The organism is Paenibacillus sp. FSL E2-0178, assembly GCF_038593005.1.
Classification (GTDB): domain Bacteria; phylum Bacillota; class Bacilli; order Paenibacillales; family Paenibacillaceae; genus Paenibacillus_AQ; species Paenibacillus_AQ phytohabitans.
Genome location: NZ_CP151953.1, coordinates 4,652,038 through 4,674,357, shown reverse-complemented (window position 1 = coordinate 4,674,357; position 22,320 = coordinate 4,652,038). Strand labels below are relative to the sequence as shown.

The following is a 22,320-nucleotide window of genomic DNA, read 5'->3' as shown; positions in this document are numbered from 1 at the left end:
TGTAGAAGCGGCAGCGTTCGCCTTTGTCCCCGGATTTGCACCTTATAACAAATTTAATAAATCCGGGGACAACAGCGATCAGAAGTCCAAATATTTCTTGCAGTTCCCCGGCCTTACGTTAATTTATCTGAAGCTCCGCTAAGCGGCGTTTGAAATCTCTCTACCTTGGATATGCTAGAACTAGATACAAGGCAAAGGGGAGTGAACGGTCATGAAGCAGATTCTGCTCATTACTGACGGTTGTTCGAATGTGGGGGAAAGTCCGGTACTTGCGGCGGCGCATGCCCGGCAGGAAGGCATTACGGTCAATGTCGTAGGTGTCGTGGACTATGGAACGATTGGTGAACTCGGAAGCCGGGAGATCGCTGATATTGCCAAAGCGGGAGGCGGACTCAGCCGGATTGCCTCAACGTCGCAGCTGGCGCAGACCATTCAGATGATGACCCGCAAGACCGTGGTTCAGACGATCCAGCAGGCGGTTAATAAAGAGGTAAAAAAAATTCTCGGCGAGGGTTCCCTCGAAGAACTGCCTCCGCAGCAGCGGTCACAGGTGGTTACGGTTGTCGATGAGCTGACCGAGACTTCTCCGCTGCGCATTGCCCTTTTAATTGATGCAAGTGCGAGCATGAAGCCCAAGCTGGGTGCTGTGGAGGATGCTATCCGTGATTTGGCACTCAGTCTGGAAGCGCGGGAAGGGCGGAGCGAGCTTGCCGTGTTCCATTTCCCCGGACACTCCAGCAGTGAGGATGCCGTGCTGGATATGGACTGGACGCGGAATGTATCGGAAGTCCGCTCACTGTTCTCCAGGCTGAAGATGCGGGGGGCTACTCCGACAGGACCGGCTATTTTCAAGGTGCTCGAACATTACCGTTATGATAAACTGGATGAACCTCGTGACTATCTTGTGAATGGGGATGACGAGGCAAGAGAAGGGATGATTGGTGGGTATGTCGTCTAATCCACCCTATCCGGCAGGCACTGTAATTACCGGCAAATGGCGGGGGAACCGTTATGTTGTGGAGCGGATGCTGGGGAAAGGGGCAAACGGAACCGTATATCTTGTGCAGCGGGAAGGCCGGCGGGAGCGGTATGCGCTCAAAATTGGATACGATACGCTGGAGCTGCAGTCAGAGATCAATGTACTGACCTCTCTGCAATCCTGCCGTAAACGCAGCGAGCACCGGGCGCGCAAGGAGTCACCGTTGTCCTCTTACCTGCTGGAATCGGATGATTTCAAGGATAGGGACCATACTCCTTTCTACGTGATGCGTTATGTGGAGGGCAGACCGCTGCATCATTTTTTGTCCAGGAACGGGGCGTCCTGGCTGGGGCTTGTCGGCATGAAGCTTCTGGAGAAGCTGCAGACCCTGCATGAGTGCGGCTTTGTGTTCGGAGACCTTAAGCCGGAGAATGTCATGGTATCCAGTTACGGGGAAGCCGAGCTGATTGACTACGGAGGCGCGAGTCCCCTGGGACGCAGTGTGAAGCAGTTTACCGAATGGCATGACCGCGGATTCTGGAACGCCGGCAGCCGGACGGGAGACGAGAACTATGATCTGTTTGCTTTTGCCGTACTGTGCCTGCGCCTGCTTAATGAAGAAGGTCTGAAGTCCGCAGCCCAGCAGCTGCCGCAGACCCGGAGTGTGGATGAACTGCTGAAGCTGGCCAGAAATCTGCCTGACAAGAAGCTGGCCTCCTGGCTGTGTCTGGCACTCAAAGGCGGTTTTCCCGGTTCCGCACAAGCTGCGGAGATCTGGAGAAGTCAGATATACAGAGCACGGAAGACGGGAAAGGATACGATGGCAACTCCCCGCTGGCTCAAAAATGCGTTTGCGCTGTCTTTATTTCTGCTGGCCTTTACGATCTACTGGGTATTCCGTTTTTGAAATTATACATAATACCAGGGTGCTGGAATTCCGGAGCAAGACAGGCAAGTGATCTGCAAGAAAGGATGCCGCATATGGAACAAATGAAAGAACTGGTGGAATCCGTACTGGAAGCTGCGGCTGAGCATGAACTGTGGCAGCCCCATGACACCATTGTAGTCGCAGTTTCCGGAGGGCCGGACTCTGTGGCTCTTTTGCGTATTTTGCACGAGATAGCCGTAAACCGGATGCCATTAACTCTGGTCTGTGCCCATGTGAATCATGGCTTCAGAGCCGAATCAGCGGAAGAGGCGGAGTTTGTCAGGAAGTTGGCGGCTGAGCTGGGAATCCCTTTTGAGCTCGCGGAGTTTGATATTCCATCCATGGTCAAGGATATAGGACTGGGTCCCGAAGGAGCGGCAAGGGAGAAACGCTATCAATTTCTGATTGAAACCGCGCACCGTTACCATGCACGTTCTGTCGCACTGGCCCATCATGCCGATGATCAGGCCGAGACCGTGCTGATGCGGTTGTTGCGGGGGAGTGGTCCTTCGGGGCTTGCAGGCATGCGCTGGAAACGGACTGAAAAAAAGGTGGAACTCATCCGCCCCTTCCTGCGTATTAACAAAACAGCTCTTGTCGGCTTATGCCGGGAAGAGGGGTTTGCTTACGCGGAGGATGCCAGCAATCTGCTTATGAAGTATAAGCGGAACGCGGTCAGGCTGGAAGTATTGCCCCTGCTTGAACAGCATAATCCGAGAGTGAGACAATCACTGCTGCAGCTGTCTGAAATTGCCGGTGCGGAAGATGAATATATGGAGGCGAATGCGGCAAAATGCTTCGAAGAGCTTGTTTTTATCGAGCATGGAAAATACACCTTGAAGAGAGCTTCATTTGCGGCCCTACCCTCCGCTTTACAACGGCGTTTGATTAAACTAATATTAAATTATCTGTCAGCGGATTCATCTGCGATGGATTTCCCCAAGATTGAAGCTGTACGCCGGGGAACGCTGCAGGAGCACCCCACCGTATGGACTTTGGATTTGGGCGGGGGTTTCGTCTGTATGCGGCAATATGACACCCTTTTGTTCTCGTCCAAGCCCTTGCTTCGGCAGGTGAGCTATACATACCCTCTGTCTTTGCCTCATCCCCGGATCAACCTGAAGGAGATAGGAAAAGTTATGGCGATGAAGGTGCTGGAGAGAGAAGATTTTTTTGCACAGGAGGAGGACTCTGGGAAGATGTCGGCTTGGTTTGACGGCGATGAGCTCGTCTTACCACTCACCATCCGTTCCCGATTGCCTGGAGATACCATAAGGGTTATGGGATTAAACGGAAGCAAAAAGGTAAAAGATATTTACATTGATGATAAAATACCTTCTTCCGAACGCTCTGCGATTCCCCTCGTTTGTGATGGTTTGGGCAATATCGTCTGGATTCCGGGCGTAAGGCGCTCGATGCATGCCGCAGTAGGGCGGCACACGGCCTCGGTGCTTCTCCTGTCCATGGAAGACATGGAACAGGGCGAAGAAACGTAATGGTCGAAGTAAGTCTTTCATAGTATAACTTAGGAGGTTCGCAAGTTGCAGAATGATATTCAAGAAATCTTGATCAGCGAAGAAGAAATCCAACAAAGAATCAGGGAGCTTGGCGCCCAGCTGAGCAAGGAATATGCAGGCCGCACACCTTTAGTCATCTGTGTACTCAAAGGTGCGTTTATCTTTATGGCGGATCTGGTTAAAGTGATTACAGTACCCGTTGAGATGGACTTCATGGCAGTATCCAGCTACGGCGGTACGACCAAATCCTCCGGTGTAGTCAAAATCATCAAGGATCTGGACACATCGGTTGAAGGCCGCGATGTTCTGATTGTCGAGGACATTATCGACAGTGGTCTTACGCTCAGCTATCTGATTGAGATGCTGCAGGGCCGGAATGCTGCTTCCGTCAACGTAGTCACCCTGTTCGATAAACCTTCAGGCCGTGCAGTTAATCTTGAAGCCGAATATACCGGCTTTGTGATTCCTGATGCTTTCCTGGTAGGCTATGGACTCGACTATGCCGAACTGTATCGGAACCTCCCATACGTAGGTGTACTGAAGCCTGAAATTTATTCCAAATGAACCAATCGACAGCCTTAGATTCAAGGATCACTTTTCTGGATTTCCTGACAATTTGAGGAGTCTGGTCAGGCTATGGTACAATAACTTGAGCGTTGTGAGAGGAGGTAGGGGATGAATCGGTTCATCCGGAATTCTGGTTTTTATTTGATTTTATTTTTAGTCGTGGTGGGCATTGTCCAGTTTGTAAGCAATGGAAATGAATCCGCCGATTTCCCTAGATATGATGAGTTAAGACAGGAGATCAAGGACAACAATGTGAAGAGCCTGACGGTTCAGTTTGAGGGTAACGCATTTCTGGTTACAGGCGAATACAAAGAATTGCCACCTGAGACTAAATCGAAGAATTTCTCCACTTATGTTCCTCCTACAGATCGGGCCCTTGATGAACTTATAGCTGCCAGCGAAGTTAATGGCGTGGAGCTGACTCAGAAGAAAATGGAAGGCGACAGCATCTGGCTGACATTCCTTTCTTCCATCATTCCATTAGTTATCATGTTCATCCTGTTCTTCTTCCTGTTTAACAATGCACAGGGCGGCGGCGGCAAGGTCATGAATTTCGGTAAGAGCAAAGCCCGGTTATATAATGAAGAGAAGAAGAAAATCAGCTTCGAGGATGTTGCAGGAGCTGATGAAGAGAAACAAGAGCTCGTGGAGGTCGTGGAATTCCTCAAGGATCCGCGTAAATTCGCAGCTGTAGGTGCACGTATTCCTAAGGGGGTACTCCTTGTGGGACCTCCGGGAACAGGTAAAACCTTGCTGGCCCGTGCGGTAGCAGGTGAAGCCGGCGTTCCATTCTTCAGCATCTCCGGTTCCGACTTTGTGGAAATGTTCGTCGGTGTCGGCGCATCCCGGGTACGTGATTTGTTTGAGAATGCGAAGAAGAATGCTCCTTGTATCATCTTTATCGACGAAATCGATGCTGTGGGACGTCAGCGCGGCGCAGGACTTGGCGGCGGACATGACGAACGCGAACAAACCCTTAACCAATTGCTCGTTGAAATGGACGGCTTTGGCGGCAACGAAGGCATTATCATTGTCGCGGCTACCAACCGCGCCGACATACTGGATCCGGCATTGCTCCGTCCAGGCCGGTTTGACCGTCAGATTACGGTTGACCGTCCAGATGTGAAGGGCCGTGAAGCTGTACTGAAGGTTCACTCCCGCAACAAACCGCTTACCAAGGATGTTCGGCTTGACGTAATTGCCAAGCGTACAACCGGATTTACCGGTGCGGATCTGGAGAACCTGCTTAACGAAGCGGCACTGCTTGCTGCACGCCGCAACCGTAAGGACATTACCATGCGTGAAGTGGATGAAGCGATTGACCGTGTTATTGTCGGCACAGAGAAACGCAGCCGCGTAATCAGTGACCGCGAGAAACGGATTGTAGCTTACCACGAAGCAGGCCATACCATTGCCGGCTACTTCCTCGAGCATGCCGATGTGGTGCATAAGGTTACCATTATCCCGCGCGGCCGCGCAGGCGGATATGTCATTATGCTTCCTAAGGAAGACCGGATGATCGTTACCAAGCAGGAACTCTTGGATAAGGTTACCGGATTGCTTGGCGGACGTGTTGCTGAAGAATTGTTCATTGGTGAAATCGGCACAGGCGCTTATAGTGACTTCCAGCAGGCTACGCGCATTGTGCGTGCGATGATTATGGAATATGGAATGAGCGATAAGCTTGGGCCATTGCAGTTCGGCACATCCCAAGGCCAAGTCTTCCTTGGCCGTGATATCGGACATGAGCAGAACTACAGTGACTCCATTGCTTACGAGATTGACCAGGAAATGCAGAACCTTATCCGCAGCAGCTATGAGCGCTGCAGAGAGCTGCTGACCAAGCATTCCAAAGAAATGCACCTGATTGCGAACACCCTTCTGGAGAAGGAAACGCTGGAACTTGATCAGATCACAGAATTGATTGAGCAAGGCTACCTGACGGAGGATGGCAAACCGGAAGAAACAGAGGCAGTAACGCATGAAGCGGGCGAGCCAGTAATTGATACTATCGGTGATGTACGTGTACGCATTCAAGGCAAATCCGACGAAGAACCGCCATTCCTTGGCGATCTGTCTAAGGATATTCCGAATAAACCGGATCCTGAAGAAGGAAACGGTTCGGATGATGGCAACAAAGGCGGCGGAAGTCTGGTTTAATCGCTGAATAAAACATCGTAATTTTATCCGGAGAACCTGAGGTTCTCCGGATTTTTCTGTCTATAGGTACATCAGGACATAGAGCTACACCCGGCTTGCCCGCATTGACAGGGGGTGGAACGTTGTGTACATTAGTGATTAAATATTAAATAAATTAACTTAATAGAATGTACTGGCTATATGCCATGAAGACATAAGGGGGAGAATGACCGTGGAAGCTCTGGCGCTTGAGCGCAAGCAGGAACAGAATCGTGAACTTCGTGTGCGCCTCGAACAGCTTAAGAAAGAACGGAATGCAATAATTCTGGCTCATTATTATCAGCGTGATGAAATTCAGGAAGTAGCGGATTTCCGTGGCGACTCTTTTTTACTGGCTCAGAAGGCTGCGGAGACAGAGGCAGATGTGATTGTATTCTGCGGGGTTCACTTTATGGGGGAAAGCGCCAAGATTCTTGCGCCGAACAAAACTGTTATAATTCCTGATGAACGCGCCGGCTGTCCTATGGCGGATATGGTCAATGTGGACGGACTCCGCAAGCTGAAGGCGCAGCATCCTAATGCCAAAGTAGTAACCTATATCAACTCCTCCGCTGAGATCAAAGCGGAAACTGATATTTGCTGTACCTCTGCCAATGCGGTGAAGGTGATTGAATCGCTTGATGCGGAAGAAATTATCTGGGTACCCGATAAGAACCTGGGCCAATATGTTCAGGATAAGACCGGCAAGAAGCTGATTATATGGGAAGGCTACTGTAATACTCATGATATGCTTACCGTCAAGGATGTAGTGGAGATGAGAGCCAAATATCCGGAAGCGGAATTTGTAGTACATCCGGAATGCCGTCCTGAAGTGGTGGCCATGGGTGATTATGTGGGCAGCACAACCTCGATTATAGAGTATTGCCGGAAATCGGACCGCCGGCAGTTTATCGTGGGAACTGAGGATGGAACCGGATATCAGCTGCGTTTGGACAGTCCGGATAAAGAATTCCATTTTGCCACCAAATTTCTGGTTTGTCCCAATATGAAGGTTAACAATTTAAAGAAACTGGTAAAATGCCTGGAGACGATGAAGCCGCAGATTTATGTACCGCCCGCTGTCGCCGACAAAGCCAGAACTTCCCTAGAGCGCATGCTACAAGTCCGGTAGCATGCGCTACTCTTTCGTTGAAACAGGTGAAAAGCGGTCATGATTCCACAATATTTGGTTGATTTCGATCTTCAGGGGCTTCCTGTAATTAAGACAGACTGTATTGTGATTGGTTCAGGCATTGCCGGTTTGTTCACAGCGATCAAAGCCAGTGAAGACCGGAAGGTCATTATGATTACGAAGAAGACAGTGATGGAGAGCAATACACGGTATGCCCAAGGGGGGATTGCCGCTGTGTTCTCAGACGATGATTCTCCGGTATATCATCGTCAGGATACCCTGATGGCCGGTGCGGGGCTAAACTCCTCTGCGGCTGTTGATGTACTGGTGAATGAAGGCCCGGAAGGCGTCCGCGAACTCATCCGGCTCGGGACGAAGTTCGACAAGGAGAATGGCGAGCTTGCGTTAACGCAAGAGGCAGCACATAGCCACCGCCGTATTCTGCATGCGAATGGGGATGCTACAGGCTATGAAATTGTCCGCGCCTTGGCGGAGCAAGCAGAGCAGCATAAGAATATCGAGGTATGGGATGACCATTATGTCATTGATCTGATTACCGTAGACGGGGAATGCGTGGGGGCACTGGTACAGCGGCCGGGCGGCGGACGTTTGTTCCTGCAGGCCGATGCAACCATCCTATGCTCAGGCGGAGCAGGGCAATTATACCGCTATACGACCAATCCCGAAGTGGCAACCGGTGACGGTGTAGCCATTGCTTACCGGGCTGGAGCCCATGTACGGGATATGGAATTCATCCAGTTCCACCCGACAGCGCTCAGTTATCCTGGAGCCCCGCGCTTCCTGATCTCGGAAGCTGTGCGCGGTGAAGGCGCTGTGCTGCGCAATATCAACGGAGACCGCTTTATGGATCGGTACCATGAGCTGCTGGAACTGGCCCCGCGCGATATTGTGGCCCGGGCGATTGTGAGCGAGATGGAGCTGACCAAATCCACTTTTGTCTACCTTGATATTACACATGAATCAGCGGATATGGTTAAACACCGCTTCCCGACGATCTATGAGACCTGTATGATTTATGGACTGGATATTACAAGTGACTGGATTCCAGTGGCTCCTGCTGCGCATTATATGATGGGGGGCGTCAAGACCGATCTGAACGGGGAGAGCACCGTTTCCCGCCTGTTTGCCTGTGGCGAGGTTTCTTCTACAGGGGTACAGGGAGCCAACCGGCTGGCCAGTAATTCCTTGTCGGAAGCGATTGTCTTTGGCCGCCGGATCGTAGAGCGCATCCGTCAGCTCCCGCCGCTTGGGCAAGATACAGTATCGGCAGGCTGTGACCAAGGCCGGGTGGAGTCGCCTACCCAGGCTATTGTGGAGCGGCGTCTGAAGCTGCAAAAAGTTATGGTACGCTACGCCGGACTGCGGCGGAACCAGGAAATGCTGATTAAAGGACTGGATGAATTAAAGCGTCAGCTGCCGATTTTTAATGCGGCACTTACCAAACGTGAAGAATACGAGTTCGCTAATATGCTTACGTGCTGCCTGCTGATTACGGAATCAGCGCTGGCACGGGAGGAGAGCCGCGGCGCTCATTATCGTGAGGATTATCCGCTGCGGAATGATGCAGAGTGGCAGAAGCATCTGCTCCAGATTCGCGAACTGGGAATAGTGGAGGAATTAATTGATGATGTTTAATGGCTATAATGAAGAACTGCTCCAGTCTATTAAGGGATGGCTGCAGGAGGATGTCGGATCAGGGGATATCACAACACGTACCACTATACCCCAGGGACATGAATCCAAGGGGATTATCCATGCCAAAGAGGATGGGGTAATCTGCGGAATTCCCGTGGCTGAACTGGTTTTTGAAGTGGTAGACCCGACACTCGTATTTACGGCATTAGTTCAAGAAGGCCAGCCGGTGTCCAAAGGCACGGTCATCGCTGAAGTCGAGGGCAGCACGCATGCCATTCTTACAGGCGAACGGCTTGCTCTTAATCTGATGCAACGGTTGTCCGGCGTGGCCTCGCGGACGGCGTCATTCGTGCAAGAGCTTCAAGGTCTGCCTACCCGGCTGGTGGATACCCGCAAGACAACACCAGGCCACCGGATGCTGGAGAAGTATGCTGTCCGCATAGGCGGCGGAGCCAATCACCGCTTCGGCTTGTATGATGCGGTAATGATTAAGGATAATCATATCAAGGGCGCCGGAGGCATTCGTCAGGCGGTAGAGCGCGCCCGGGCCAATATCCCCCACACCATGACGATCGAAGTGGAAACGGAAAGCCTGGAGCAGGTAGAGGAAGCCCTCGCTGCGGGGGCGGACATTATCATGCTTGATAATATGTCACCTGAGCTGATGGCGGAAGCGGTAAGAAGAATCAGAACCAAAGCGCGGCATGTCAAAATCGAGGCTTCAGGCAATGTATCTCTGGAAACGGTACGCGGGATTGCAGAATCGGGTGTAGATGTCATTTCTGTAGGCCGGCTTACCTATTCCTTCGCCAGTCTTGATATCAGTCTGGATCTGAATGGCAAGAAAGGCGGAAATCTCTAATGATACTTGTCGTGGATATCGGAAATACGAACATCGTGCTTGGAGTCTACCGGGGGCCTGAGCTGCTTCATCATTTCCGGCTTAGCACAGCGCGTCAATCGACTGTGGATGAATATGGTGTACTGATTCATAATCTGTTCCATATGTCGAATATATCGTTTAAAGATGTAGAGGGCGTCATCATCTCCTCGGTTGTTCCGCCGCTGGTTCAGGTTATCGTGGAAATGTGCGTGAAATATATTGGCAAAGACCCGCTGCTCGTAGGCCCCGGAATTAAAACCGGGCTTAATCTGCGTTATGAGAATCCGCGCGAAGTGGGGGCAGACCGGATTGTAAATGCCGTTGCGGCTATCGAGCAGTATAAATGCCCGCTCGTGGTCGTTGACTTTGGTACGGCAACTACGTTTGACTGTATTGATGCCGGAGCGAACTATCTTGGCGGGGCAATCGTGCCGGGTCTGGGGATCTCTACAGAGGCCTTATATCAGCGGGCATCCAAGCTGCCGCGGATTGAGCTGGAGAAGCCCAAGAAGGTTATCGGGCGCAATACTGTCCACGCGATGCAGGCAGGAATTATTTTTGGCTATGCCGGCCAGGTAGAGGGAATTGTAAGACGCATTAAGCTGGAGATGAATGCGCCCGTTCTCAAGGTTATTGCTACAGGGGGGCTTGCTCCGCTGATTGCCGGCGAGACAGATTGCATTGATGAGGTTAACCCGATGCTGACGCTGGAAGGATTACGTATTATTTACAACCGTAACAAATAATCATGAAATGAAACCTTATACAGACAGATAGGAGGAGTAAGCACCCAATGGAAAAAAAGAAGGATCGGCTTATCCGGGGAACTGCCATGAACGGGAAGGTCAGAGCGTTCGCAGTCCGGACAACAGAGCTTGTCGACGAATTGCGGCGCAGACATGATACCTATCCGACAGCTACAGCTGCGCTTGGCCGTACTGTAACCGCCGCAGCCATCATGGGCGCTATGCTCAAGGGTCAGGAGAAGCTGGCGATTATGGTCAAAGGGAATGGACCGATCGGACAGATTACGGCCGAATCCAATGCCCTGGGCGAGGTTCGCGGTTATGTGAGTAATCCGCATGTTCATCTGCCGAGCAATAGCCTTGGCAAGCTCGATGTCGCAGGTGCTGTGGGTACGGAAGGGTTCATTGATATTAGCAAGGATCTGGGGATGAAAGAGCCGTATCGCGGCAGTGTGCCTATTGTCTCAGGAGAACTGGGCGAGGATTTCACTTATTATTTTGCCGTTTCGGAACAAACACCTGCTGCTGTAGGGCTGGGTGTATTGGTGGAGACAGATAATTCGGTAAGAGTTGCCGGAGGATTCATCATTCAACTGCTGCCCGGACTGACAGATGAAGAGATCACCGAGATTGAGCATGCCGTTGGAGCGATGCCTTCAGTGACGGCGATCCTGGACCAGGGCCTTGAGCCTGAAGAAATGCTTCGTTTGCTGCTGCCGGATGCTGTAGTCCTTGATGAACTCGAGATTTCTTTTGTCTGTCAATGCTCACGTGAGCGGATAGAAGAGACTCTGGTCAGTCTGGGCCAGCACGAACTGGAGCAGCTGATTGAAGAAGACGATCAGGCTGAAGTCATATGTCACTACTGTAATGAAGCTTATGTGTTTAACAAGGATGAACTGCAGGTAATCCTCGATCAAGCGAAATCGTAGGGCTATGAGATGATGACAAGACAGGAGCGCGCGCTGCGCAATACCGTTATATTACTCGCCGTCGCGACCTTAATGCTTGGAGGTCTTTTATTCTGGAGCCTGCGTGCAATGGCCCTGCTTAAGGGAGAGGCTGCAGACGGGGAGGCTTCGGATATTGCTGCCGCCGGAGGCCAGCCGGTCACGGACCGGGAATGGATAGATGAACTCAAAAAAAAGCATGGAGATGAAGTGCTGCTGGGCATGCTTAATCATATCGTTGTCGGCAAGGAAGCCAAAGCTCTCGGTATTACGGTGACCGATGAGGAGATTGAGCAGGAATTGAAGCGCGGCATGTCCGGCTACGGCTCAGAGGAGCAGTATTATGACCAGATGCAGTCTGAGCTTGGTCTTTCCCGCCAGGAGCTGCACGAGGAAACCGCGTACCGGCTGATGCTTCAGGCGGTAGCCACCGCCGGTATCATGGTCAGTGAAACTGAGATTGATGATTATTTGGCCCAAAACGCCGAGAGATTCACTCCCAGGAAGCAAATGCAGCTCTCTATGATTAAGCTGGCAACCTATAACGGGGCTAATCAGGTTATGGACCGCCTGGAGCAGGGAGAGGATTTCGCCGGCCTGGCCAGAGAGGTGTCCACTGATGCGGAGAGCCGCCAGCATGGCGGTAATATCGGAACAGTGGAGGAGAATGATCCGTTCTGGCCGGAGGAGCTGCTGAAGACAGCAGCGGGCCTTGAGGCGGGAGACATCGCAGGGCCGCTGCAGGTCGAAGGCGGCTATGCTGTGATCCGGCTGGAGAAGCTTATTGATCCCGGGAAGCCGGACCAGGATGAGCTCCGAGGGCTGATACGCCAGGAGCTGGCGCTGGAACAGGCGGCGCCCCTGCAGCAGGTGGAAAGCGATTTGCGTGCCAAATACGCTACAGCAATATATATTGACAACAGCCTGCAAGATTGATAATATGAGATTAAATGTAAAACCTACTGATTTAGTCGGAAATAATAAGCGGCACAACATATGCTGATCATAACTGTCACAGGTTCCGCACCCAATTCATCTATCATCCCAAGGAGGTTTTTGCTCATGGCTAAAGTCGTCAACAGTGTAACAGATTTGATCGGTGGTACACCGCTCGTTCGTCTGGGTCGGATTGTTCCGGAAGGTTCCGCAGAAATTTACTTGAAGCTGGAATATCAAAATCCGGGTTCGAGTGTGAAAGACCGCATTGCTATCAGCATTGTGGAAGAAGCTGAGAAAGACGGTTCCCTGAAACCTGGAGGCACCATTGTAGAAGCGACCAGCGGTAATACAGGGATTGGCCTGGCTCTTGTTGCTGCTGCCAAAGGCTACAAGGCAATTATTGTTATGCCTGAAACGATGAGCCTTGAGCGCCGCAACCTGCTGCGTGCTTATGGTGCTGAGCTGGTATTGACTCCAGGATCCGAGGGGATGAACGGGGCAGTTAAGAAAGCTGAGCAAATCCTCAGTGAGAATCCGGATTACTTCCTTGCAGAGCAGTTTAAGAACAAAGCCAACGTGAAGATTCACCGCGAGACCACTGGACCGGAGATCGTTGAAGCAATCGAATCCATTGGCGGACCCCTGGATGCGTTCATCGCAGGTGTCGGTACAGGCGGAACGATTAGTGGTGCGGGTGAAGTGTTGAAGAGCCAGTATCCTGATGTGAAGATCTATGCTGTAGAACCTGCAGCTTCCCCAATTCTGGCTGGAGGCAAACCGGGTCCCCACAAAATCCAGGGGATCGGTGCCAACTTCGTTCCTGACATCCTGAACCAGGATATCTATGATGAAATCATTCATGTAGAGAATGACGAAGCTTTCGAAACAGCCCGCCGCGTAGCCAAAGAGGAAGGCGTATTGTCCGGTATTTCTTCCGGCGCTGCTGTATTCGCTGCCCTCAAAGTAGCTAAGGAACTGGGCGCAGGCAAAAAGATCGTTGTTATTATCCCAAGTAACGGCGAACGTTATCTGAGCACACCGCTGTATAACTTTGAAGTATAATTGCTGAGAACCAGCAATTCAGAAGAGCCTGTGATCCGCTTCCATAGGGATATCGCAGGCTCTTTTTCTGAATAATAAGCATTTATCAGGTTTACGGGCTTTTCAAAGTAACCGGATGTACAGTATACTGACAGGCAATAAACTATCGTAGAAGCCAGCGTATGCTTTCGAGGCTATGCTTCACAAAACTTTAGGGGGATAAATGTGGAGATCTTAACGGCTTGGCAGGAGTGGGAACAATGGGCGGACGAAGCCTGGAGCGTTCTTCCGCTGGTCCTTCAGTCACGGCAGGAGAAAGCGGGACTGCCGGGCAGCTGGCAGAGAGCCTGGGAGATGGCTTCACCATATTCCGTGGTCCTGGAGAGCGGTAAGGGCGGACGTTATACGTATCTGGGCTTGCGTCCGGTTTCAGTCATAAAGGGCATTGGAGATACTGCGGAGCTCTACAGTCTATTTGATGCGGCTGTGGGGCAGGCCCAAGCTGAACCTGAAGCTACGGAGCTGCTTCAAGGACGTCCGCTGAAAGTGCTGCAGGAGTGGATGAAGGGTTATGTCTCACCCTGCGTACCGGTTGACGGGCAGCCGCCCTTCACCGGAGGTTGTGTCGGATTTCTCGGCTATGACGTAGTCCGCTCTCTGGAGAAGCTGCCGTCCTGTGCCAAGAGGGATCCCGATTTCCCGGATTATCTGTTCATGAGGCTGGAAGAGCTGTGGATCTATGACCATCACGAGGATATTGTGTATTGTGCAGTCCATGTACCTGTTCCGGCTGAGATATCCGCTAATAGGGCTGAGCTGCACACCTTGTATCTTGATGCTGTAAGCCGTGCGGAGCGAATGCTGGAGGAGTGGCAGCATATCATGGCACCTGCTTCTTCTGAAGCAGCTGCTGCCGCCCAGTATGCTGACATTGCCGGCCTGATTGATACTGAAGCTAGTGTCACCGGAGAATGGCCGGGCATGAGCTCGGATTTCTCGCCGGAGCAATTCCAGCAGGCCGTGCTGGATGTTCAGGAATACATCCGTGCCGGTGATGTCTTCCAGGTGAACCTGTCGCTGCGCCAGCAGGCGCAGCTGCAGTCCTCGCCGGAGGATGTCTACGAGTGGCTGCGCCGACTCAACCCGTCCCCGTACATGGGGCTGCTCCGCACGCCCGGCTTCGCCCTCTCCAGCGCTTCGCCGGAGCTGCTCGTGAAGCTGCACGGGGACAAGGTCAGCGCCCGCCCCATAGCCGGTACCCGGCGCCGGGGCCACACTCCCGCGGAGGATGCCGCCATGGAGGCGGAGCTGCGCGGGAGCGAGAAGGAGATCGCCGAGCATGTCATGCTTGTCGATCTCGAGCGCAACGACATCGGCCGTGTCGCTGCGTACGGGACGGTCAGCGTGCCGGAGCTGCTGACCGTGGAGCGATACTCGCATGTGATGCATCTCGTCTCGCAGGTGGAGGGCATCGCCGCACCCGGCAAGGATGCTTACGATGTCATTGCCGCCTTATTCCCCGGCGGCACGATCACCGGAGCGCCCAAGGTGCGCACCATGGAAATTATTGAAGAGCTGGAGCCGGTCCGCCGGGGTCCATATACTGGATCTATGGGCTGGATTGACTATAATGGCAATATGGAATTAAATATAATTATACGTACACTGGCCGTGAAGGACGGAATCGGCTACATTCAGACAGGAGCGGGTATTGTGATCGATTCGGATCCGTACCGGGAGTACCGGGAATGCCACAACAAAGCCAAAGCGGTAGTGAAGGCGATTCTCTGCAGTGAACGCGAGCAGGAATTGCGGACTACCTCCGGCACCGAAGGAGGAAGCGCAGTATGATCTTGGTCATCGATAATTATGATTCCTTTACGTATAACCTGGTGCAATATCTGGGTGAGCTGGGGGAGGACGTTAAGGTATCCCGTAACGATGAGATCAGTATTCAGGAGATTGAGGCCCTGGCACCGGATCATATTTTGATCTCTCCGGGACCATGTACACCGAATGAGGCAGGCATCAGCCTTGAGCTGCTGCAGCATTTCAAAGGAGTCATCCCGATCTTTGGCGTATGCCTCGGTCATCAGGCCATCGGACAAGCCTTCGGCGGTAATGTGATCCGGGCAGAACGCCTGATGCACGGCAAAACCTCGCCGATTCACCATAATGGCACCTCTGTCTTCGAAGGACTGGAGTCCCCGTTTACGGCAACACGGTATCATTCCTTGATCGTAGAACGTGAGAGTCTGCCGGATTGCCTGGAGATTACAGCAGAGACGGCCGAAGGCGAGATTATGGCCTTACGCCATAAGGAATACCCGATTGAAGGCGTGCAGTTCCATCCCGAGTCGATCATTACCGATCATGGACATACGATGCTGCGCAATTTCCTGAAACGGAGAGCCGGAGAACCGGCATGAAATATATAGGACTTAACAACAAAGCAGTCGACGCCAAAGACGCCGTGGTCTCCGCCCTGGATCACGGCTTTTTGTACGGAATGGGTCTGTTTGAGACCTTCCGCACCTACGGGGGTGAGCCCTTTCTGCTGCAGAGGCATCTTGACCGGATGGCAGAGGGCTGCCGGCAGCTGGGTATTCCCTTTGCACCGGATGTGCAGCAGCTGCGGGAATGGATTCAGCTTGTAATGGACAAGAATGAGCTTAACGAGGCTTATGTCCGCTATACAGTCACAGCCGGTGAGGATATCCTTGGGCTGCCGGCAGGAGATTACAAGCAGCCTAATCAGCTGCTGTACATCAAAGCGCTGCCGGCACTGCCGGACAGCCTGTATAGCGAAGGCAAAGAACTGCAGCTGCTGCATCACCGGCGGAATACCCCGGAAGGGCCTGTGCGGCTGAAGTCGCTGCATTATATGAACAACATTCTGGCCAAGCGTGAGCTGGCCGGATACCCGTCTGCGTCTAGAGGAGCAGAGGGGTTGATGCTGACGGCAGCGGGCGACCTATCCGAGGGAATTGTGAGCAACATCTTTTTCGTCGCAGATAACCGGCTCTATACCCCCGATATAGCTACAGGCATTCTCCCGGGAATTACCCGGGAAATGGTGCTGGAGCTGGCAGCATCCGCAGGCCTCTATCCAGAACAAGGTTTTTACCGCTGGGAGCAGCTAGAGGCTGCTGACGAAATTTTCCTCACCAACTCGGTGCAGGAGATTGTACCGGTAACGGCGCTCTGGAACGGGGACCGGCGGATAACGATAGGCAGCGGACGCTGCGGAGAACGGACAGATGCAATCCTGAAGCTTTACAGAGAAAGGGCGGGGAGGCTGGAATGAAGCCGGTAATATATAAGCGGAGCTACCAATGCGGAGGCGGCGAGCTGATTCTAGGCGAACGGACCCTAATCATGGGTATCCTCAATGTGACGCCGGACTCTTTTTCCGATGGGGGATTATGGACTGATCCGGATAGAGCGGTAGAGCATGCACTGCGAATGGCAGCCGAGGGTGCCGATATTATTGATATAGGCGGAGAGTCAACGCGTCCGGGTCATCAGCCGGTAGGAGTAGAGGATGAGTTGGAACGCGTGCTGCCAGTTATCGAGAGCATCCACCGTGCCGCGCCTCATCTGCCGCTATCTATAGACACCTACAAAGCGGAAGTAGCGCGCCGTGCGGTTCAGGCCGGTGCCCATATCATCAACGATGTCTGGGGGGCCAAAGCAGATCCGCAGATGGCAGCAGTTGCCGCGCAGGCGGGTTGTCCGATTATCCTGATGCATAACCGCCATAACCGCGATTATCAGGATTTGATCAGCGATATGACAGAGGATTTAACCGCGAGCATTAACCTTGCCCTGACAGCCGGAGTAGAGCCGCAGAATATCATTCTCGATCCCGGGATCGGCTTTGCCAAGGATTATACGGAGAATCTTCAGGCGATGATGGGCCTGGATGTACTGGGGGAGCTTGGGTATCCGCTGCTGCTGGCCACTTCGCGCAAAAAATTCATCCGTACCGCACTCGATCTGCCGGCGGATGATGTTGTGGAAGGGACCGCTGCTACAGTCGCTTTCGGAATTGCCCAGGGCTGCCAGATCGTGCGGGTGCATGATGTCTCTTTAATCAAACGTACAGTGGATATGTGCGATGCCATGTTGTATGCTGCAGCACCTGTGGTGCGTGAATAGACTATTTTCAAGAGAAGGCAGGTACCCTTAATGGATAAAATGAAGCTGCACCGCATGGAATACTACGGATATCACGGAGTGTTTGAAGAGGAACGCAAGCTGGGCCAGCGCTATTATGTGGATTTGGAGCTCGAGCTTGATTTGCAGGGAGCGGGTCTTTCTGATGATCTGGAGCAAACCGTGAATTATGCCGAAGTACATTTCCTGGTCAAAAAAATTGTCGAAACAAAGTCCTTCAAGCTGATCGAGGCTTTGGCAGAATATATTGCATCCGCAGTACTGGACACTTATACTGTTATCAATGCAGTAACCGTCAAGGTGACGAAACCGCATCCGCCATTCGATATTCATTTTCAGGGAGTAACCGTAGAACTGCGCCGGACGAGAAAGTGAGACAGAGTCATGAATATACATTCTACCTCTGAGGCATCAGAGGCTTATATTGCTTTAGGGGCTAATTTGGGCGACCGTGAAGGAACGCTGAGAGAAGCTTTGAACCAGCTGGACCGGCATGAAGAGATTGAAGTTCTACGCACCTCATCGGTATACGAGACCGAGCCGGTGGGTTATCTGGATCAGCCCCAGTTTCTTAATATGGCTGCGGCTCTGCGTACTACGCTTGCTCCGGAGGCTCTGCTTCATGTCATGCTGGAGACAGAAACCCGGTTAGGCCGTGTACGTGATATCCGCTATGGGCCGAGAACGGTGGATTTGGATTTGCTTTGGGTAGAGGGGTTGAGCCTGGATACACCGGACTTAACGCTGCCGCATCCCCGGATGCTGGAGCGTGCGTTTGTGCTCTTACCGCTTAGTGATATCGTTTCGCAGAATGAAGAGTCTTCCGGATTCCGCGGCTTAATTACAACAGCGCTGCAAGACATAGACGGAAAGGAAGGAATTCGCTTGTGGACAACAAACGTATGGGACGGCGGGTTAGAGCGTTCCGAAAGCTGAAGGGCTACACTCAGCAGGAGTTGGCGGATTCTGTCGGAATATCCTTGGCCGTGCTTGGTGCGGTCGAGCGGGGTAATAGACGTTTAGAAGATCAAATTTTAAATAAAATTGCGGATGTCCTGGGAGTTACGGTCGATGAATTAGCCAACCCGGCTACATGAGCTCCTCAAGCCAATCCGCAATATAAGGAAGTGATTCGAATGTTGAAGATTGGCGATATTGAGATGAAGAACCAGGTGGTATTGGCCCCTATGGCCGGCGTGTGTAATCCTGCGTTTCGTCTGATTGCCAAGGAATTCGGGACGGGTCTAGTCTGTGCCGAAATGGTGAGCGGCAAAGCTATTGTGCATGGCAATGCGCGTACCCGCGAGATGCTGTTTGTGGATGAGCGCGAGAAACCGCTGAGTCTGCAGATTTTTGGAGGAGACCGCGAGTCGCTGGTTGATGCAGCCAAAATAGTGGATAAAGAAACGAACGCTGATATCATTGACATTAATATGGGCTGTCCGGTGCCGAAGGTGACGAAATGTGATGCCGGAGCGCGCTGGCTACTGAATCCGGACAAGATTTATGAGATGGTATCTGCCGTTGTGGATGCCGTGGATAAACCTGTGACGGTGAAAATGCGGATCGGCTGGGACAGCGAGCATATCTTTGTTGAAGAGAATGCGCGTGCAGTTGAGCGTGCCGGAGGCAAGGCAGTCAGTGTTCATGGCCGTACCCGCGAGCAGCTCTATACAGGGCATGCCGACTGGAAGTATATCCGGATGGCCAAAGAAGCTGTATCCATTCCGGTCATCGGCAATGGTGATGTGAATACACCTGAAGATGCGCGGGCGATGCTGGATCAGACCGGCTGTGACGGCGTAATGATCGGGCGGGGGGCGCTGGGCAACCCGTGGATGCTGTACCGGACCATTCAATACCTGAGTACAGGAGAGCTGATGCCTGAACCGGACGCTGAAGAGAAGATCAAGGTGGCCATTCTTCACATGGACCGTCTGATCGCCCTTAAGGGTGAAGCGGTGGCGGTCCGCGAAATGCGCAAGCATCTGGCCTGGTATTTGAAGGGGCTTAAGTCAGCCGCCCGGGTGAAAGACGTTATTATGGAAGAAACGAAACGTGACGAGATGGTGCGGATTTTGAGTGATTTTGTCGTTCAGCTTAAGGATGAAGAAGCGCAGGAAGGCGCGGATAGCGCTCTTTCGGCCGTTTAATTCCCTGATTTGCCGCGTTGTCAGACCCGTCCCTGCCTGCATTATTGAATATCGCTAAACATTATATGGGGCGTCATTGACATTTTGTAGCGGTTCCAATATAATTTCACAGTATAAAATCGCCGTTACAGCAGGAGCAATGGAGAAGGAGGGTTCTGTTCCCTCCGGATTCGCATATAGTATGGTGTTTTCAATAAATGTATACGACAGGAGAATCGGTTGAGATGAGCGATAAAGAAGTCATCCTTACACCGGACGGACTTAAGCGTCTGGAAGAAGAACTGGAGACCCTCAAATCCGTAAAACGCCGCGAGGTAGCGGAACGTATTAAAGTGGCCATCGGCTACGGAGATATCAGTGAAAACTCGGAATATGAAGACGCAAAGAACGAGCAGGCCTTTATCGAAGGACGTGTTCTGACTTTGGAGAAGATGCTGCGCAACGCGCGTATCATTAATAGTGATGAGATCGTGACAGATGTGGTAAGCATCGGAGTAACAGTGAACGTTGAGGATATGGAGTACGGAGACGTTATGGAGTATACAATCGTCGGAACCGCCGAATCCGATCCGCTGAATAATAAAATCTCCAATGAGAGCCCGGTAGGCAGAGCCATCATCGGTAAGAAGATTGGTACCATTGTGGATGTAAGTGTCCCTGCAGGCGTCATTCAATATAAAATTCTTGATATCAAAATGAAGTAAGATGGATCCGAAAGCTTCCTTAGGGGAGCTTTTTTCAAAAGATTAGAATTTACAGGCTTCGCGCAACGTATAACAACCGAAAAATATGGGTGAACACATACAGCTTATATTTTGTACTGGAACGGACTGTCCCCTTGGTATGAGGGCGGAGCCGTTTCTTCTTTTGTATACCGTGAGTAAGAGAGGATGAAGAACATGTCGGAAGAAATCAACAACGTGGAAACTACAGAGAGTGAACTAAGTGAGTTGCTGCAGATCCGCCGGGGGAAGCTGGACGAGCTCCGCGCGCTGGGAATCGACCCGTTCGGCAAGAAATATGAGCGTACAGCAGCAGCTGGCGATCTTCTGGCCAAGTATGACGGACTAACCCATGAGGAACTGGACGAGCTGGCACTTGAGGTTAGTGTAGCAGGACGTATTATGGCTAAGCGGGTAATGGGCAAAGCGAGCTTCTCGCACATCCAGGATCTCAGCGGCAAAATTCAGATTTATGTCCGCCAGGACAGCATCTCTGAATCCCAGTACGCAGCTTTTACCATTCTGGACCTGGGCGATATTATCGGAATCCGCGGTACCCTGTTCAAGACCAAGACCGGCGAAACCTCTATTAAAGTGCATAACCTTGAGGTGCTGTCCAAATCCCTGCTTCCGCTTCCAGAGAAATATCACGGACTGAAGGATGTAGAGCTCCGTTACCGCCAGCGTTATGTTGACCTGATTATTAATCCGGAAGTACAGCAGACATTTATTGCGCGTTCACGGATTATCCAATCGATGCGCCGTTATCTGGACTCGCTGGGCTATCTGGAAGTAGAGACTCCAACACTGCATACCATTGCCGGTGGAGCCGCCGCCCGTCCGTTTATTACACACCACAATACGCTGGACATGCAGCTGTATATGCGTATCGCAATCGAGCTTCACCTGAAACGTCTGATCGTAGGCGGTTTGGAAAAAGTATATGAAATCGGCCGCGTATACCGTAATGAAGGGATCTCCACACGCCATAATCCGGAATTCACGATGATTGAGCTGTACGAAGCATATGCGGACTACAAGGATATCATGCAGCTTACAGAGAATATGATTGCTCATATCGCCCAGGAGGTTCTTGGCAACCAGGTGATTAACTACCAGGGGCAAGAGGTAGACCTGTCTCCAGGCTGGCGCCGTGTAACCATGGTGGACGCTGTCAAAGAAGTAACCGGCGTAGACTTCGGGGTCCATATGACGAATGAAGAAGCACAGGCTCTGGCTAAGGAGCATCGTGTGCCGGTTGAGAAGCATATGACCTTCGGACATATTCTTAACGCATTCTTCGAGCAGTTTGTAGAGGAAACGCTGATTCAGCCGACGTTCGTAATGGGACATCCAGTAGAAATATCACCGCTGGCCAAAAAGAATGATCAGGATCCGCGCTTTACCGACCGCTTCGAGCTGTTTATTGTAGCCCGTGAGCATGCGAATGCGTTCAGTGAGCTGAACGACCCGATTGACCAGCGTCAGCGCTTCGAGGCGCAGATTCACGAGAAAGAGCAGGGTAATGACGAAGCGCATGAGATGGATGATGATTTCATCCGTGCACTGGAATACGGAATGCCGCCTACAGGCGGACTGGGAATCGGCGTAGACCGTCTTATCATGCTGCTTACGAATGCCGCGTCTATCCGCGATGTACTGCTGTTCCCTCATATGCGCAACAAAGACTGAATAATTATCTGATCCGTAACCATAATATCCAAGGGAGCTGCACAAGCGGTTTCCTTGG

At 51.9% G+C, this 22,320-nt stretch carries 22 protein-coding genes; all 22 read left to right on the top strand.

All coding sequences use genetic code 11. The features are described 5' to 3' along the window. Nucleotides 1-211 precede the first annotated feature (211 nt). Entirely contained in the window at nucleotides 212-958 is a 747-nt protein-coding gene (locus MHI42_RS20230; protein WP_042132692.1) for a hypothetical protein, read from the top strand. Further along, the gene (locus MHI42_RS20225; protein WP_171715653.1) at nucleotides 948-1,886 is read left to right on the top strand and encodes a serine/threonine protein kinase; all 939 of its coding nucleotides are present in this window, start codon (nucleotides 948-950) and stop codon (nucleotides 1,884-1,886) included. The genes MHI42_RS20230 and MHI42_RS20225 overlap by 11 nt, the downstream gene beginning before the upstream one ends. Nucleotides 1,887-1,960: 74 nt before the next feature. Further along, nucleotides 1,961-3,403, top strand: coding sequence for a tRNA lysidine(34) synthetase TilS (gene tilS, locus MHI42_RS20220; RefSeq protein WP_342420478.1), 1,443 nt, complete (start codon nucleotides 1,961-1,963; stop codon nucleotides 3,401-3,403). A gap of 45 nt (nucleotides 3,404-3,448) precedes the next feature. Next, nucleotides 3,449-3,988, top strand: coding sequence for a hypoxanthine phosphoribosyltransferase (hpt, locus tag MHI42_RS20215; protein WP_039309523.1), 540 nt, complete (start codon nucleotides 3,449-3,451; stop codon nucleotides 3,986-3,988). Nucleotides 3,989-4,099: 111 nt separating this feature from the next. Continuing rightward, on the top strand, nucleotides 4,100-6,151 hold the full coding sequence (ftsH, locus tag MHI42_RS20210) for an ATP-dependent zinc metalloprotease FtsH (RefSeq protein WP_171715651.1): 2,052 nt from the start codon (nucleotides 4,100-4,102) through the stop codon (nucleotides 6,149-6,151). Nucleotides 6,152-6,362: 211 nt separating this feature from the next. Next, entirely contained in the window at nucleotides 6,363-7,301 is a 939-nt protein-coding gene (nadA, locus tag MHI42_RS20205) for a quinolinate synthase NadA (protein ID WP_039309543.1), read from the top strand. Between the two features lie 39 nt (nucleotides 7,302-7,340). Continuing rightward, on the top strand, nucleotides 7,341-8,957 hold the full coding sequence (gene nadB / locus MHI42_RS20200; protein WP_342420477.1) for an L-aspartate oxidase: 1,617 nt from the start codon (nucleotides 7,341-7,343) through the stop codon (nucleotides 8,955-8,957). After that, nucleotides 8,947-9,819, top strand: a complete 873-nt coding sequence (gene nadC / locus MHI42_RS20195; RefSeq protein ID WP_342424772.1) for a carboxylating nicotinate-nucleotide diphosphorylase — start codon at nucleotides 8,947-8,949, stop codon at nucleotides 9,817-9,819. The genes nadB and nadC overlap by 11 nt, the downstream gene beginning before the upstream one ends. Further along, nucleotides 9,819-10,586: a type III pantothenate kinase gene (locus tag MHI42_RS20190; protein WP_039309527.1), complete on the top strand. Its 768-nt coding sequence runs from the start codon at nucleotides 9,819-9,821 to the stop codon at nucleotides 10,584-10,586. The genes nadC and MHI42_RS20190 overlap by 1 nt, the downstream gene beginning before the upstream one ends. A gap of 47 nt (nucleotides 10,587-10,633) precedes the next feature. Next, complete coding sequence (gene hslO, locus MHI42_RS20185) at nucleotides 10,634-11,518, top strand: Hsp33 family molecular chaperone HslO (RefSeq protein ID WP_042231450.1); 885 nt, start codon at nucleotides 10,634-10,636, stop codon at nucleotides 11,516-11,518. A gap of 9 nt (nucleotides 11,519-11,527) precedes the next feature. Then, nucleotides 11,528-12,472: a peptidylprolyl isomerase gene (locus tag MHI42_RS20180; protein WP_342420476.1), complete on the top strand. Its 945-nt coding sequence runs from the start codon at nucleotides 11,528-11,530 to the stop codon at nucleotides 12,470-12,472. A 126-nt stretch (nucleotides 12,473-12,598) separates the two neighbouring features. Next, nucleotides 12,599-13,537, top strand: coding sequence for a cysteine synthase A (gene cysK / locus MHI42_RS20175; RefSeq protein WP_039309530.1), 939 nt, complete (start codon nucleotides 12,599-12,601; stop codon nucleotides 13,535-13,537). A gap of 204 nt (nucleotides 13,538-13,741) precedes the next feature. Beyond that, the gene (locus MHI42_RS20170; protein ID WP_342420475.1) at nucleotides 13,742-15,367 is read left to right on the top strand and encodes an anthranilate synthase component I family protein; all 1,626 of its coding nucleotides are present in this window, start codon (nucleotides 13,742-13,744) and stop codon (nucleotides 15,365-15,367) included. After that, nucleotides 15,364-15,945, top strand: a complete 582-nt coding sequence (gene pabA / locus MHI42_RS20165; protein WP_039309532.1) for an aminodeoxychorismate/anthranilate synthase component II — start codon at nucleotides 15,364-15,366, stop codon at nucleotides 15,943-15,945. Before MHI42_RS20170 ends, pabA begins: the two co-directional genes overlap by 4 nt. Next, nucleotides 15,942-16,823, top strand: coding sequence for an aminotransferase class IV (locus tag MHI42_RS20160; protein WP_342420474.1), 882 nt, complete (start codon nucleotides 15,942-15,944; stop codon nucleotides 16,821-16,823). The genes pabA and MHI42_RS20160 overlap by 4 nt, the downstream gene beginning before the upstream one ends. Continuing rightward, entirely contained in the window at nucleotides 16,820-17,677 is an 858-nt protein-coding gene (gene folP / locus MHI42_RS20155) for a dihydropteroate synthase (RefSeq protein WP_342420473.1), read from the top strand. The genes MHI42_RS20160 and folP overlap by 4 nt, the downstream gene beginning before the upstream one ends. Nucleotides 17,678-17,707: 30 nt before the next feature. Further along, a complete protein-coding gene (folB, locus tag MHI42_RS20150; RefSeq protein ID WP_039309536.1) occupies nucleotides 17,708-18,070 on the top strand; it encodes a dihydroneopterin aldolase in 363 nt (120 codons plus the stop codon). A 9-nt stretch (nucleotides 18,071-18,079) separates the two neighbouring features. Continuing rightward, nucleotides 18,080-18,631, top strand: coding sequence for a 2-amino-4-hydroxy-6-hydroxymethyldihydropteridine diphosphokinase (folK, locus tag MHI42_RS20145; RefSeq protein ID WP_039309538.1), 552 nt, complete (start codon nucleotides 18,080-18,082; stop codon nucleotides 18,629-18,631). Beyond that, nucleotides 18,598-18,792, top strand: a complete 195-nt coding sequence (locus MHI42_RS20140) for a helix-turn-helix transcriptional regulator (RefSeq protein WP_216626407.1) — start codon at nucleotides 18,598-18,600, stop codon at nucleotides 18,790-18,792. The genes folK and MHI42_RS20140 overlap by 34 nt, the downstream gene beginning before the upstream one ends. 39 nt (nucleotides 18,793-18,831) lie before the next feature. Beyond that, entirely contained in the window at nucleotides 18,832-19,848 is a 1,017-nt protein-coding gene (gene dusB, locus MHI42_RS20135; RefSeq protein WP_342420472.1) for a tRNA dihydrouridine synthase DusB, read from the top strand. A 224-nt stretch (nucleotides 19,849-20,072) separates the two neighbouring features. Further along, nucleotides 20,073-20,552 (top strand): transcription elongation factor GreA, encoded by a 480-nt coding sequence (gene greA, locus MHI42_RS20130; RefSeq protein WP_039309541.1) that lies wholly within the window; start codon nucleotides 20,073-20,075, stop codon nucleotides 20,550-20,552. 195 nt (nucleotides 20,553-20,747) lie between these two features. After that, nucleotides 20,748-22,262 (top strand): lysine--tRNA ligase, encoded by a 1,515-nt coding sequence (gene lysS, locus MHI42_RS20125; RefSeq protein ID WP_042132703.1) that lies wholly within the window; start codon nucleotides 20,748-20,750, stop codon nucleotides 22,260-22,262. The last annotated feature ends 58 nt before the right edge of the window (nucleotides 22,263-22,320 follow it).